Source organism: Corallococcus sp. AB030, assembly GCF_003668965.1.
Taxonomy (GTDB): Bacteria; Myxococcota; Myxococcia; order Myxococcales; family Myxococcaceae; genus Corallococcus; species Corallococcus exiguus.
Genome location: NZ_RAWQ01000254.1, coordinates 1 through 12,612, shown reverse-complemented (window position 1 = coordinate 12,612; position 12,612 = coordinate 1). Strand labels below are relative to the sequence as shown.

The 12,612-nt window shown below is 69.2% G+C and carries 11 protein-coding genes; 7 read left to right on the top strand and 4 right to left on the bottom strand.

Features of this window, described 5'->3' with window-relative positions; all coding sequences use genetic code 11:
* Positions 1 to 200: 200 nt before the first annotated feature.
* Together D7Y15_RS38385 and D7Y15_RS38380 are read left to right on the top strand one after the other, a co-directional pair.
* Positions 201 to 1,193, top strand: coding sequence for a hypothetical protein (locus tag D7Y15_RS38385; protein WP_121755671.1), 993 nt, complete (start codon positions 201 to 203; stop codon positions 1,191 to 1,193).
* 22 nt (positions 1,194 to 1,215) lie between these two features.
* The gene (locus D7Y15_RS38380; protein ID WP_121755672.1) at positions 1,216 to 1,668 is read left to right on the top strand and encodes a GNAT family N-acetyltransferase; all 453 of its coding nucleotides are present in this window, start codon (positions 1,216 to 1,218) and stop codon (positions 1,666 to 1,668) included.
* A gap of 185 nt (positions 1,669 to 1,853) precedes the next feature.
* Here the strand turns inward: D7Y15_RS38380 and D7Y15_RS38375 are convergent, their stop codons facing one another.
* Positions 1,854 to 3,305, bottom strand: coding sequence for a glycoside hydrolase family 6 protein (locus D7Y15_RS38375; RefSeq protein ID WP_121755670.1), 1,452 nt, complete (start codon positions 3,303 to 3,305; stop codon positions 1,854 to 1,856).
* Between the two features lie 136 nt (positions 3,306 to 3,441).
* A complete protein-coding gene (locus D7Y15_RS38370) occupies positions 3,442 to 4,407 on the bottom strand; it encodes a DUF4440 domain-containing protein (RefSeq protein WP_121755669.1) in 966 nt (321 codons plus the stop codon).
* Between the two features lie 182 nt (positions 4,408 to 4,589).
* Here D7Y15_RS38370 and D7Y15_RS38365 point away from each other — a divergent pair, with 182 nt between their 5' ends.
* Complete coding sequence (locus D7Y15_RS38365; RefSeq protein ID WP_120580576.1) at positions 4,590 to 7,040, top strand: acylase; 2,451 nt, start codon at positions 4,590 to 4,592, stop codon at positions 7,038 to 7,040.
* A gap of 376 nt (positions 7,041 to 7,416) precedes the next feature.
* Entirely contained in the window at positions 7,417 to 8,151 is a 735-nt protein-coding gene (locus tag D7Y15_RS38360; RefSeq protein ID WP_121755668.1) for a hypothetical protein, read from the top strand.
* Between the two features lie 12 nt (positions 8,152 to 8,163).
* Here the strand turns inward: D7Y15_RS38360 and D7Y15_RS38355 are convergent, their stop codons facing one another.
* Together D7Y15_RS38355 and D7Y15_RS38350 are read right to left on the bottom strand one after the other, a co-directional pair.
* The gene (locus D7Y15_RS38355) at positions 8,164 to 8,751 is read right to left on the bottom strand and encodes a regulatory protein RecX (protein ID WP_121755667.1); all 588 of its coding nucleotides are present in this window, start codon (positions 8,749 to 8,751) and stop codon (positions 8,164 to 8,166) included.
* 107 nt (positions 8,752 to 8,858) lie between these two features.
* Positions 8,859 to 9,764, bottom strand: a complete 906-nt coding sequence (locus D7Y15_RS38350; RefSeq protein ID WP_121755666.1) for an AraC family transcriptional regulator — start codon at positions 9,762 to 9,764, stop codon at positions 8,859 to 8,861.
* Between the two features lie 100 nt (positions 9,765 to 9,864).
* On the opposite strand from D7Y15_RS38350, the gene D7Y15_RS38345 reads away from it, so the two are divergent.
* The 3 genes from D7Y15_RS38345 (at position 9,865) to D7Y15_RS38335 (ending at position 12,533) form a co-directional block, all read left to right on the top strand.
* Complete coding sequence (locus D7Y15_RS38345; protein WP_121755665.1) at positions 9,865 to 10,623, top strand: SDR family oxidoreductase; 759 nt, start codon at positions 9,865 to 9,867, stop codon at positions 10,621 to 10,623.
* A 107-nt stretch (positions 10,624 to 10,730) separates the two neighbouring features.
* Positions 10,731 to 11,156: a YciI family protein gene (locus D7Y15_RS38340; protein WP_121755664.1), complete on the top strand. Its 426-nt coding sequence runs from the start codon at positions 10,731 to 10,733 to the stop codon at positions 11,154 to 11,156.
* A 42-nt stretch (positions 11,157 to 11,198) separates the two neighbouring features.
* The gene (locus tag D7Y15_RS38335) at positions 11,199 to 12,533 is read left to right on the top strand and encodes a hypothetical protein (protein WP_121755663.1); all 1,335 of its coding nucleotides are present in this window, start codon (positions 11,199 to 11,201) and stop codon (positions 12,531 to 12,533) included.
* Positions 12,534 to 12,612: the final 79 nt, after the last annotated feature.

The following is a 12,612-nucleotide window of genomic DNA, read 5'->3' as shown; positions in this document are numbered from 1 at the left end:
CCCGTCGTCCCTGTCATGCCGGTTCGCCATGGGTCCAGTGTACCCCTCACTCCAGGATTCCATGTTTCTCGGCCCGGCCGCCTGCCCGGTTGCGTCTGAAATCAAGCGCTTCCCTCAAAAGCCGTGATCCGGAAGCAACCTCCAAAGTCCTGCGCGGATAATGCGGGAGGAAAAAGACCCAGACGCGACAGGAGACGTCGATGGCTCTCGGAATTGGCTCCAAGCTCGATTCGGTCATGGCCCGCATCCGCCAGGCCGCGGAGCAGGCCCGCGCTGACATGGCGGCGGCCGCCCAGTCCGTGAAGGAGCCCCTGCCGGACGCTCCGGACGCCAAGGCGCTCAACCCCGCGGAAGGCCGCTACCTGGACTCCTTCGAGGAGGAGCGCGCCCAGAAGATGGGCATGCCGTCCCTGGCCGCCCCCCCGCCTCCGGGCACGGATCCGGCCGCCAGCGCCATCCCCACCAACGAAGCGACGCAGGCCCAGAAGGAGCAGGGCTGGAACGCGCCGCAGACGACCGTAGCGCAGACGAGCAAGAAGGGCTGCGCGGAGGCCACCCTCACCTACCTGGAGCAGTCCAGCGCCGAAGAGGCGGCCCCGCTGACGCAGCAGGAGGCCCGCGAGAAGGTCCGCAACAAGGCGGACACGATGACCACGTCCGTGAAGGACCGCGTGGACGTGAACCTGGATGACGGCGCGACCGCGGACGAGATGGGCGCCATGCTGGGCAGCATGGGCATCAAGGTCACCAACGGCTTCGACGAGTGCAACACGGACGCGCTGAGCGGCGCGCTGAAGAACGGGCAGATGGCCCTGGCGCTGGTGGACTCCAACGCCCTGCTCAACACGACGCTGGCGGACGGCGAGAAGGGCCCGGACAGCGGCGAGCTGCACTGGCTCACCATCGACGGCGTGAACCCGGGCAAGAGCAAGAGCACGGACGACGACCTCTACCGCGTGCGCGACCCCGTCAACGGCGCCTACTGGGTGAAGGCCAGCGACCTGAAGAAGAGCATCTCCCAGGCGCAGGAGCAGCACGGCAGCGGCGGCGTGATGACCGTCCAGAAGGACGGCACCGCGAAGACGACCGAGCAGCGCGAGGCCCTGGCCCAAGCCAACCTGGAGCGCACCCAGCCCCTGGGCAAGGGCAACGGCGGAGCCAGCCGGCGCCTGAGCGTGGGCGAGTCCAGCTAACCTGCGGAGACCGGCTCTCTTGGTGATCCTGCGCAACGTTACAGATGAAGACCTCCCGATCATCTTCGAGCACCAACGCGACGCAGTCGCGCTGCGCATGGCCGCATTCCCGTCGCGGGAACGCGATGCCTTCCTGACCCACTGGCGCACGAAGGTTCTCCGCCCCGAGAACGTGACCCGCACCATCGTCGTTGGCGGCCTGGTCGCTGGGTACATCGGCAGTTGGGAACAGGACGGCAAGCGCCTCATCGCCTATTGGATGGGTCGCGAGCACTGGGGCAAGGGCATCGCGACACGGGCGCTCTCGGAGTTCCTCGGGCTTGAGCCGATTCGTCCGCTCCATGCGTGGGTCGCTGTCCACAACGTCGGGTCGATCCGCGTCCTCGAGAAGTGTGGCTTCCGCACGGTGGCCCAGGAGAACCCGCAGCACGCGGACGGTGTTGCCGAGGTACTCATGACGCTGGGTCCGACCTGAAGGGGGGAGAGCCCCCTGCATCTCCCGGCTTCACCCAACGCCTTCCCCAGCCTCGCGCCGGGGAAGGCGTTTTCACGTCGTGAGGACTACAGGGGCTCGCCCACCAGCACGCCAACCACCAGGCTCCGCGGCCATCGTGGATTCCGAGTCATGTCGTCGGTCCTATCGAAAGGCGTGCGTGGGGCTCAGGTGCCGTCGATGAGGCGGTTCGCCAGGTCCGGGCTGAACTGTCCGGCGGGCGTGCCCGGGGCGATGCCGCACTGGCCATCCGAGTCCCCCGGCGTCTTCACCCACAGGAGCAGCTCCGCGCCGCCGCCCGTCTGCGACGTCACGCCCAGCTTGCGGCCACCGGGGTTGCACCACTCACCGTTGGAGCCGTTGCCGTTGCGGCTGGTGTCGATGGTGTACTGCCGCGTGTAGCCGTAGCGGCTGTTCAGCGCGGCGTTCACCGCGTTGCCGTACGTGGTGGACTGAGCGGTCGGGTAGAAGTTGGAGACGTTGAGGGAGAAGCCGCGCACGTTGCGCACGCCCGCGGACTCCAGCCGCTGCGCCATGGTGTCGGCGGCGATCCAGCTCGCGTTGCCACCGTCCAGGTACGTCCAGGTGTTGGGCGCACGGTCGCGCAGCTGCTCGGAGGCGTAGCGAATGAGGCCGAGTCGCGTGGTGCGCTCCGCGTCGTTGGGGAGGCAGTCGAGCTGCGCGACGGCGTCCGGCTCCACGATGACCACCGCCGGCCGGTTGCCGATGGCCGTCGCGAAGGCGGAGATCCAGGTGCGGTACGCGTCCGCGCTGCCCGCACCACCGCCGGAGTGGCTGCCGCAGTCACGGCCGGGGATGTTGTAGGCCACCAGCACGGGCAGCTTGTCCGCCGCGTCCGCCGCGGCCACGAAGTTGGACACATCCTGGGCGATGTTGCCGTTCCAGTTGCCGAACCAGCGAGCCATCGGCTTCGAGGCGATGGACGCGTTGATGCGCGACGCGCGGCCGTCTCCACTGTTGTTGCGCGCCCACACCGCGGGGTTGGAGTTGGGGTCCACGTAGAAGCCGTTGGTCATCGCCACCGGGCCGGAGCCGGTACCGCTCTCGGTGGTGAGCGAGATGTCATCCAGCCGCACGGTGACGGCGTTGGCTCGGCCGCCCAGTTGGAACGTCACCTGCCCCTGGCCGGACGAGAACGAGGACGTGAAGGGGAAGGAGAACCGGCGCGACGTGCCATCCAGCGTAAAGGTCCGCGTGAGCGTGGCCGTGTACGGCGCCACCTCCTGCTGCACGGTCGCTTGCGCGGTGATGGTCGCCGTGGCGGTGGCGGTGAACGCCAGCGTGTACGTCTTCCCGGCGGTGAGCGTCAGGCCACTCTGTCCCACGATGGCGTCCCACGGGTTCGCCGTGTTCGCAGCCACGTCCACGCGCCACTTGCCGCTCTCGACATACGACTGCGTGCTGGCGTTGTTCCACCACGGCGCCACCGTGCCGGCGTTGAAGGTGCCGTTGGTGAGCAGTTCGGTGAGCGCGGCCTCCTGAGCGGTGAGTGCTGGAGCTTCAGGGGCGACGGGCTCGGCCGGGCCACCACAGGCCGCGAGCGCGAACAGCGGAACGAACGACAGCGACAACCGACGCACGGAACGAGGGGTACGCATGAAAGGGAACTCCTCACCACGGGGGAGCTCCCTTCTTGCGGCGCGTCAGTCCTGAATACAAGACTAAACGGCTATTTCAGCTATTGACGGGATATTGCTGAAACATTCACGCCGAGGGGCCAATCACGGCGATGTGTCACGGCCCCTGCGGGCCGGGGCTGGAGTTGCCGCCGTCGGTGACGTAGCGCCACTGGCCGTCGGCCTGCCGGCGCCAGACGGTGAGGTACTTCACGTGGTCCACCTCCGGCTGGCCCTTCTCGTCCTTGCCCGTGGCGATGGCACGGCCCACCGTGTACGCGAGGTCGCCGGAGCACGCCGCGTCTCCCAGCACCGGCTCCCAGCGCAGGTCGATGGCCTCCAGCGTGAACGGCGCGTACGCCTTCGCGATGGCGTCATGGCCGAAGATGCCGGCGGATCCGAGCGGCATCACCACGTCCTCCGCGGCGTAGGCGGCGAAGGCCTTGCCCATGCCCTCGGACGTGGACATGGCGGAGAACGCGCGGTCCGCGGCCTTCGCCTCCTCCAGCGCCTGCGCGGGCGCAAGCGCGCGCGGCTCCGGCGCCGGCAGCGTGGACGAAGGCGTGAAGCCCGCGGGCGCCGTCATCGCCGTCTTGGCGGCGTTGAGCACCGCCACCGCCACGCGCCACTGCCCGTCCGGCTGGCGCTTCCACGCGGTGATGTAGCGCGAGGACGGCCGCACCGACGTGCCGCCCGACTCCACGGACACGTTGCCCACCGAGTACCCCAGCGTCCCGTCCGCGCTGACGTCCCAGCGCACGGGCGCCCAGCGCACCTTGCCCTCCGCCTCCAGCGGATGCGCGGCCAGCCACGCGCGGATGGCCTCCTTGCCCTTCGGCGCGTACGTGCCGTCCACCAGCAGCACCGCGTCGTCCGCGACGAAGTCCGCGAACGCCTGCGCCGAACCGGCCTTCTCCGCCGCGTCCGACATGGCCTGGTCCGCCGCCCTCAAGCCCGCGCGCAGATCCTCCAGCGACTGCCGCGCCGTCCCGACCTCCGCGCCCTGCCCGGAGGCCTTCGCCCCACCACACCCCAGGGTCCCCAACGCCGCGACGACGAGCGCGCCCGCGAACATCCGTTTCATGTGCTGGTTTCCTTTCGTGAAACACCGGGCCCGCGCGCCATGACCGGCACCCCGGGCTCCCGTCCGCGAGCCATACACGTAAACACGGAATTCCGCCCGCCTCGCGGCCCGGCGCGATCCAGGAGTGATGCGTTTCTACAATTAGAAGGGAATTTCTCCTCGCCGTGAAAGGAATCCCTCGAATGGATGGACGTAACGGAAGGACCGGCGGCGCCCGGCTGCTGCCGCTGACGGCGCTGCTGCTGGCCACCGGGTGTGAGCCGCGCACCGCGACGCCTCCGGCGCCGGAAGGCTCCACGGCGGAGATGAAGCTGGGAGCGGGCAGCCTCTCCGCCACCGTGCGCAGGACGGCGCACGGCATTCCCCACGTGCTGGCGGACGACTTCGCGGGCGTGGGCTACGGCTACGGCTACGCGTTCGCGCAGGACAACTTCTGCGCGTTGATGGATGCGCTGGTGACGGTGAACGCCGAGCGCTCGCGCTACTTCGGGCCGGACGGTACGTACCTGGCCGCGCTGGGCAGCCAGTACAACAACCTGAAGAGCGACTTCTTCTACCAGGCCATCAACGACGACGGCACGGTGGAGGCGCTGCTGGCGAAGCCGCCGCCCCTGGGTCCGTCCCAGGACGCGCGCGAGCTGGTGCGCGGCTACACCGCGGGCCTCAACCGCTACCTGGCGGAGACCGGCGTGGACGGGCTGACGGATCCGCGCTGCAAGGGCGCGGCCTGGGTGCGCCCCATCACCGAGCGCGACCTGTACCGGCGCTACTACCAGCTCAGCCTCTTCGCCAGCTCGCTCTTCTTCCTGGACGCGCTGGTGGACGCGAAGCCCCCGTCCCTGCTGCCGGACGGCACGCTGCCCCTGCCGCTGCCCGCGCCCGCCACGCTGGACCGCAAGGTGTTCCCCAGCTCCGAGACGCTGGGCCTGGGCAGCAACGCCTTCGGCCTGGGCAGCCAGGCCACGCGCAACGGCAAGGGCATGCTGCTGGCCAACCCCCACTTCCCCTGGGAAGGCTCGGAGCGCTTCTACGAGGCCCACCTCACGGTGCCGGGCAAGCTCAACGTCTCCGGCGTGAGCCTGCTGGGCGTGCCCGCCATCCTCATCGGCCACAACGAGACGCTGGCCTGGAGCCACACCGTCTCCACCGCGTACCGCTTCACCCCCTTCGAGCTGAAGCTCATCCCGGGCTTCCCCACGAAGTACCTGTACGACGGCCAGATTCGCGACATGACCACCCGCACCGTCACGGTGCAGGCGAAGGCGGCGGACGGCTCGCTCACGCCGCGGCAGCACACCTTCTACCGTTCGCACCTGGGCCCGATGATGGAGTACCCGTCCGGCCTGATGACGTGGAACGGCCTCACCGGCTACGCGTTCCATGACGCCAACGCCTCCAACCTGCGCCTGCTGGACGCCTTCTTCGCCATGGACCGCGCGGCGAACGTGGAGGAACTGCACACGGCGCAGGCCACCTGGCAGGGCATTCCGTGGGTGAACACCATCGCCACGGATGCGCAGGGCCGCGCGTACTACGCGGACATGAGCGTGGTGCCGCACGTCACCGACGCGAAGCTCTTGCGCTGCGTGCTGTCCCCCATCCCGCTGCTGGTGCTCGCGAGCGCGGGGCTGCCGGTGCTGGACGGCTCGCGCTCCGACTGCGCGTTGGGCAGCGACGCGGACGCGGTGGAGCCGGGCATCTTCGGCCCGGGCAGCCTGCCGCGCCTCACCCGCGCCGACTACGTCACCAACTCCAATGACAGCTACTGGCTGCCCAACCCCGCCCAGCCGCTCACCGGCTTCCCGCGCATCCTGGGCGGCGAGAAGAACGTGCGCAGCCTGCGCACGCGCCTGGGCCTGAAGATGGTGCAGGGCCGCATCGCGGGCACGGACGGACTGGCGGGCCAGGGCTTCACGCTGGAGCAGCTCCAGACGGTGATGTTCAACAACCGCAACTACTCCGGCGAGCTGCTGCGCGACGCCGCGGTGTCGCTGTGCCGCCGCACGCCCTTCGTGCTGATGCCGGACCTCACCTTCGAGGACCTGCGCCCCGCCTGCCCCGTGCTGGCCGCGTGGGATTTGAAGGGCGACCTGGACAGCCGGGGCGAGCTGCTCTGGCGCGTGTTCCTCTTCACCGCGGTGGGCGCCACCGGAGGGCCGTACCTGGTGCCCTTCAACGCGAACGACCCCGTCAACACGCCGCGCACGCTCAACACCCTGAACCCGCAGGTGGCCCAGGCGCTGGGCACCGCCATCCGCACGCTGCGCGAGCGCGGCATCGCCCTGGACGCGACGACGGGCTCCGTGCAGGGCAAGCGCAAGAACGGCATCTTCTACCCGGTGCACGGCTGCGCCCACGACGAGGGCTGCTTCAACCAGATCGCCAACCAGCTGCTGCCGGACGGCACGTATGAGCCCGTCCTGGGCTCCAGCTTCGTCATGGCCGTGTCCTTCACGGACGCGGGCCCCGTGGCGAAGTCCGTGCTCACCTACTCCCAGTCCACCAACCCGGCCTCGCCCTGGTACGCGGACCAGACGGCGATGTTCTCCCAGAAGCAGTGGGTGGACCGTCGCTACACGGAGGCGGAGATCGCCGGCGACCCGGCGCTGACCGTCACGCACCTCCAGGAGTAGTCGAAGCCGCCAGACAGCAGGGCTTCGCGGCCCGGTGTCCTTCCACCACGCGGGAAGGGCGCCGGGCCGCTGTGTTTTCGGGGCGAGCGGCCGTGGCCTGGGTGGCCAGCGCTCCATGGAGAATGCTCGCGCCGGAAAGTAGCAATGCCATCACAAATCCGCGGCGTTCAGTGTATTCCCAGACGCTCCGTGCGGCCCGAAAACGCGTCTATTCAACGCACTTTCCGAGGTCTCAAGAATCCCGAAATTGTAGCACTTGATAATGATTGTCAGGCCAATCCCAGGAAGGCAGAATTCACTGCGGGTGAAACAGGGATTTCCCTTCAGGCGGCGCGCTCCCGCGCCCCTTTCTGGGATTCCCACCCGAGGAGACCCCGTGAAGATGCTTCGTTGGAGTGCGGCGGCGCTGGCGCTGTTCGTCGTGGGCTGCGGGAGCGTGGAGGAGGCGGCGCTGGAGCCGGAGGCGCTGGCGACGCAGGAGTCGGAGCTGCGGAGCTGCTCCACGGATCTCGACTGCGCCTCCGGCTGTGGCTGCAGCAGCGGCCAGTGCATCTCCGTCTTCGGTCCGCCGCCGCCCGACGGCTACTGTGACCAGGCGCCCGTGCGCGTCTGCTCCACGGGTTCGGACTGCGCCTCCGGCTGCAACTGCGTGGGCAACGTCTGCGTCAATGACGGCTTCAGCCCTCCCGCCAACTGCCTGCTGGCGCCTCCGGATTCGTTCGAGAGCGACAACACGCACACCTCCGCGTCCTCGTACCTGGGCACGCCGCAGCTCAACCACTCCTTCCACCGTCAGAACGACGTGGACTGGGTGTTGGTGGCCACGCCCATCAACCAGGTGATGACGGTGGAGACCTACAACCTGCGCAACGGCCCGTGGATGCGCATCGACATCTACGCGTACAACTACGCCACCCGCACGCTGGGCGCGCTCGTGGGCAGCACGTCGAGCACCGTCTGCTCGCAAATCACCCCGTCCTGCTTCGTCTACCGCGCGACGGCGAACGTCGTGGCGAACGGCGTCTACGCGGTGAAGATCACCGACACGCGCAACCGGCCGTCGGGGTCCGACTACACGCCCACCGCGAAGTACGACCTGAAGATGTACTGAGCCCCAGCGCCGTCAGTCGCGGGGCGGCAGGTCTTCCGCCGTCCCGTCGATGACACGCTTCGCGATGGTGAAGGAGAAGCCCGCGCGGGCGAGCGCCGCCAGGTCCTTCTTGCGGTTCTCCACGCGCGTGCTCGGGTCGCGCCGGAAGGGGCCCAGCCGCTTCTTGCGCGCCCAGATGCGGGCGGCGGCGTCCTCGGGCACGTCCTGGGTGGCCTCCGCCAGCTTCTCCTGCACCAGCTCCGGCGCCACGCCCTTCATGCGCAGCTTCTGGGTGATGACGCGGGCGCTGCGGCCGGATGCGCGCAGCGAGTGCACGCGCGTCTCCGCGTAGGTCCGGTCGTTGACGAGGCCGTTGCGGATGAGCTTCTCCGCCAGCGCGTCCACCCAGCCCACGGCCTCCGCGCGGTCGGTGCCGTGGAACTTCACGGAGCGGTCCACCCGGCGCATCAGCACGCGCTTGAGCTGGCTCACCGTGGCCGCGTACCGCTTGAGGTAGTGCAGCGCCGCGTTCTCCAGGTAGCGCTGCGACACCTTCCGGGGCGGCTTCGGTTTGCGAGGTTCCCGGCGGCGGTCCGGGTCCCTGTCGGTGGGATCATCCATGGCGGGACAGCTCTACCACCGGGGTCCGACTCGCGGGGCCGCGTCCGGCGCCCCTCCGGGTGGGCTGCCCGGGGCCTGACCGCCCGGTGGGTCTCCGCGAAGGAGCGTCACGACGCCGCCTGCTCCCGCGCGTAATGCGTGGGCGGCAGTCCGACGTGGCGGGTGAAGGCCACGCTGAAGGTGCTCGCGGAGCTGTAGCCGACCTGCTCCGCGACCTCGGCGACGGTGACCTCCTGCTTGCGCCGCAGCAGGTCCTTCGCCAGGGCCATGCGCCAGCCGAGCAGGTACTCCATCGGGGCCACGCCCATCGCGCGGTTGAAGCGCTCGAAGAACGCGGAACGGGACAGCGCGGCCTCCTTCGCCAGCTGCGCCACGGTCCACGCCTGGGTCGGGCGCTCGTGCATCCGGCGGATGGACACGGACAGGCGCTCGTCGGAGAGCCCTCGCAAGAGGCCCGGAGACGCCGCGATGCCCGCCGTGGAGCGGAGCGCTTCGATGAGCAGCACCTCCATGAGGCGGGCGAGGATGACCTCGCGCGCGGGGCGCCGTTCGCGCGACTCGTCCCGCAGGAGTTCCACGAGGGCGGTGAGCCGCTGCTCGCCGCGAACGTGCACGAACTGGGGGAGGAGCGAAACGAGCAGGCTCGCGTCCGGAGAGGCGAAGGCGCAGTACCCCACCAGCATCCGGACATCGGGCGGGCCGTGGTGAACGCCGTTCCTGATTTCACCATCGGGCAACACGATGCGAGGCGTCTCGTGCTTGCCCTTCGGCGGCTCGATGCTCGACGTCGTGAAGTCGAACGCCGCGGGAATCAGGACGAAGTCGCCCTTCTCGAGGATGACCGGCTCGCGTCCGTCCACCGCGAGGCGGCTCCGCCCCATGAGGACCGCGCAGTAGAAGGGCCTCCCATTCTCCGCGCGCCGGACCCGCCACCGGCCCGCGCCACTGACGAGCTTCGAGAACGGGGCGCCCGGCTGGAGCAGCGTGACCACTTCCGCCAGGGGATCGACCATGACCGGACTCCTGCGAATGAAATCTGGACTCCCTGTTGTAGCAGGTCCGGATGGCGGTCCGTATACCTGTCACCGAAGCCACACCTGCCCAGGAGACGCCATGAAGACGATTCTGATCACCGGATGCTCGTCCGGATTCGGCCTCGACACCGCCCGCTACTTCCTCGAGCACGGCTGGAAGGTCATCGCCACGATGCGCAAGCCGCGCGAGGACGTGCTGCCCCGCTCCGAGCACCTGCGCGTGCTCCCGCTCGACGTCACCCAGCCCCAGAGCATCCGCGAGCTGGTGGAGGCCGCCGGCCCCATCGACGTGCTGGTCAACAACGCGGGCGTCGGCCTGATGGGCGTCTTCGAAGGCACCTCCATGGAGACGGTCCGCAACACCTTCGAGACGAACGCGTTCGGGGTCATGGCCTTGACCCAGGCGTTCCTGCCTCACTTCAGGCAGCAGCAGTCGGGGGTCATCGTGAACGTCTCGTCGGGCACGACGTTCAAGCCGCTCCCACTGCTCGCCGTGTACACCGCGAGCAAGGCGGCGCTCAACGCGTTCACCGAGTCGCTCGCGCTGGAGCTCCAGCCCTTCAATGTGCGGGTGAGCCTGGTGATTCCGGGGCGGTCCCCGGAGACGCCCTTCTCCCAGAACGCCCAGGCCCGGATGCAGGACCAGGGCGTCTCCGTCCCCGAGGCGTACGCTGGCTTCGTGCGGAGCATCTTCGAGCAAAGAACGGCGCATGCCTCCGGACCGGTCACCCGGTCGCTCGACGTGGCGGAGGCCATCTGGCGCGCGGTGAACGACCCGTCGTCCCCCAGCCGACTGCCCGCGGGCGCGGACGCCGTGGAGATGGCCCGGTCGAACTGAGACCGGGGTTGTGCGTCAAGCGCACCGGCTCGTGAGATATCCGTGTCGATCCGCCGCACGGCCGTTCGTCGTGCGGATGGAGCCACACCTCACACCCAGGAGCCCCCATGCGCTTCATGCTCATCCCCCGCCCCTCCACCCTCGAGCCCACGCACTCGGACGCGCCCTTCGACGAGGCCGTCTTCATCGCGCAGATGACGTTCAACGAGGAGATGCACAAGGCCGGCGTGCTGGTCGCCTCCGAGGGCCTCAGCCCCTCCCCGGGCGCGCACGTCGTCTTCAAGGACGGCAAGTCCAGCGTGAAGGATGGCCCCTACGCGGAGACGAAGGAGCTCATCGGCGGCTTCTACGTGCTGGAGGTGAAGTCGAAGGAAGAGGCCATCGAATGGGCCCGCCGCTATCCAGGCGGCATGGGCAACGACGACGTGATGGAGGTCCGCCCCCTCACCGGCGCCGGAGACATCCCGCCGGAGCTGGTGACGCTCATCGAGAAGGTGGCCCCCACCTGGAGCCAGACCTTCAAGGCGTCCTGACCCATCCGTGACGTGGGCGGCTCCGGGACTAGAGTCCGCGCCATGACCTCCGCCACCCCGTCCCTGGCCTCGTCCGCTCCGCCCGCGCGAACGTGGATCCACCGTGCGCTGAGGCTCTTCGTTCCGGTGGTGGGGGTCCTCGGGCTGTTGTCGCTGGTCACCTACTACCGGATGCACCCGGACCTTCCGTTCATCCGGTCAGACGGATACGGCTACCACCTCTACCTCACGGCCGCCTTCGTCCAGCACGACCTGTCCTTCCGCACCGAGGCCGCCGAGTGGGGCGCGGACCTGGACTACAACATGGGCCTCACGCGGGATGAGACCACCGGCCGCTACCTGAACCGATTCCCTCCGGGGCAGGCCCTGCTGATGCTGCCCGCCTTCCTGGGCGCGCACTTCAGCGCGCCGCTCCTGGGGTTCCGTCAGGACGGCTTCTCGCTGCCCTACCATTTCGCGGCGGCGTTCAGCGGACTGTGCGCGCTGCTCATCGGACTGACGCTGCTGCGCAGGGCCCTGGAAGCACTCTTCCCCGCCGGGGTGGTGCTGGCGACCCTGACCGTCGTCACCTTCGGCACCAACCTGTTCCACTACGGCACCGCGGACGCCATCTTCAGCCACGTCTACTCCTTCGCCCTCTACGCCGCGCTGCTCCTCCTGGTGCCCGCGTGGTACCGGGCGCCCACGGTGCGCACGTCGCTGCTGCTGGGCGCGGTGGCGGGCTACATCGTGCTGGTGCGTCCCCCCAACGGGCTGGCGCTCGTGCTGGTGCCGCTGTACGGCGTCTATGACGGCCTGACGCAGCGGGAGCGGCTGGCGTTCGTCTGGAAGCACAAGGGCGGCGTCGCGCTGGCGCTGCTGGCGATGGGCGCGGTGCTGAGCATCCTGTTCGGATACTGGCACTACGCCACCGGCCGCTGGGTGATGTACTCCTACCGGGGCCAGGGCTTCGAGTTCACCCAACCCCAGTTCCTCGCCGTCCTCTTCAGCCTCCGCAAGGGGCTCTTCTTCTGGACGCCGGTGTGGCTCTTCGCGGTGGTGGGCTTCGCGCGGGACCGGGAGCACCTGCGCGACTACCTGTTGCCGGTGCTGCTCTTCTCCCTCTTCCAGGTCTACCTCACGGCCGCCTGGTGGCACTGGCCCTATGGCCTGAGCTTCGGCCACCGCGCCTTCACCGAGGGCAGCGCGTTCTTCGCGCTGGGCCTCGCGGGCTTCCTCGCGCACCTGGAGCGCTCCGCGGTCCGCAAGGCCGTGAGCGCGGTGCTGGCGTTGCTCGTCGCGTACGAGCTCTTCCTGATGGTGCGCTTTTGGCAGGGCCGGCTGCCGGGGGACCGGACCACGTGGGCCCAGTACCGGAGCCTCTTCACGCTCCCGTAGGAAGCCTCCCCGCCCGCCCTGCATGGGAGGAGGAGGCCCACCGGACCCTCCCCGTCCCACACACGTCTATACTGCGGCG

Excerpts from the sequence above, each read along its gene's own strand:
- D7Y15_RS38385 (WP_121755671.1), top strand. The coding sequence starts at position 201 with ATGGCTCTCGGAATTGGCTCCAAGCTCGATTCGGTCATGGCCCGCATC.
- D7Y15_RS38375 (WP_121755670.1), bottom strand. The coding sequence starts at position 3,305 with ATGCGTACCCCTCGTTCCGTGCGTCGGTTGTCGCTGTCGTTCGTTCCG.
- D7Y15_RS38370 (WP_121755669.1), bottom strand. The coding sequence starts at position 4,407 with ATGAAACGGATGTTCGCGGGCGCGCTCGTCGTCGCGGCGTTGGGGACC.
- D7Y15_RS38365 (WP_120580576.1), top strand. The coding sequence starts at position 4,590 with ATGGATGGACGTAACGGAAGGACCGGCGGCGCCCGGCTGCTGCCGCTG.
- D7Y15_RS38355 (WP_121755667.1), bottom strand. The coding sequence starts at position 8,751 with ATGGATGATCCCACCGACAGGGACCCGGACCGCCGCCGGGAACCTCGC.
- D7Y15_RS38350 (WP_121755666.1), bottom strand. The coding sequence starts at position 9,764 with ATGGTCGATCCCCTGGCGGAAGTGGTCACGCTGCTCCAGCCGGGCGCC.
- D7Y15_RS38345 (WP_121755665.1), top strand. The coding sequence starts at position 9,865 with ATGAAGACGATTCTGATCACCGGATGCTCGTCCGGATTCGGCCTCGAC.
- D7Y15_RS38340 (WP_121755664.1), top strand. The coding sequence starts at position 10,731 with ATGCGCTTCATGCTCATCCCCCGCCCCTCCACCCTCGAGCCCACGCAC.
- D7Y15_RS38335 (WP_121755663.1), top strand. The coding sequence starts at position 11,199 with ATGACCTCCGCCACCCCGTCCCTGGCCTCGTCCGCTCCGCCCGCGCGA.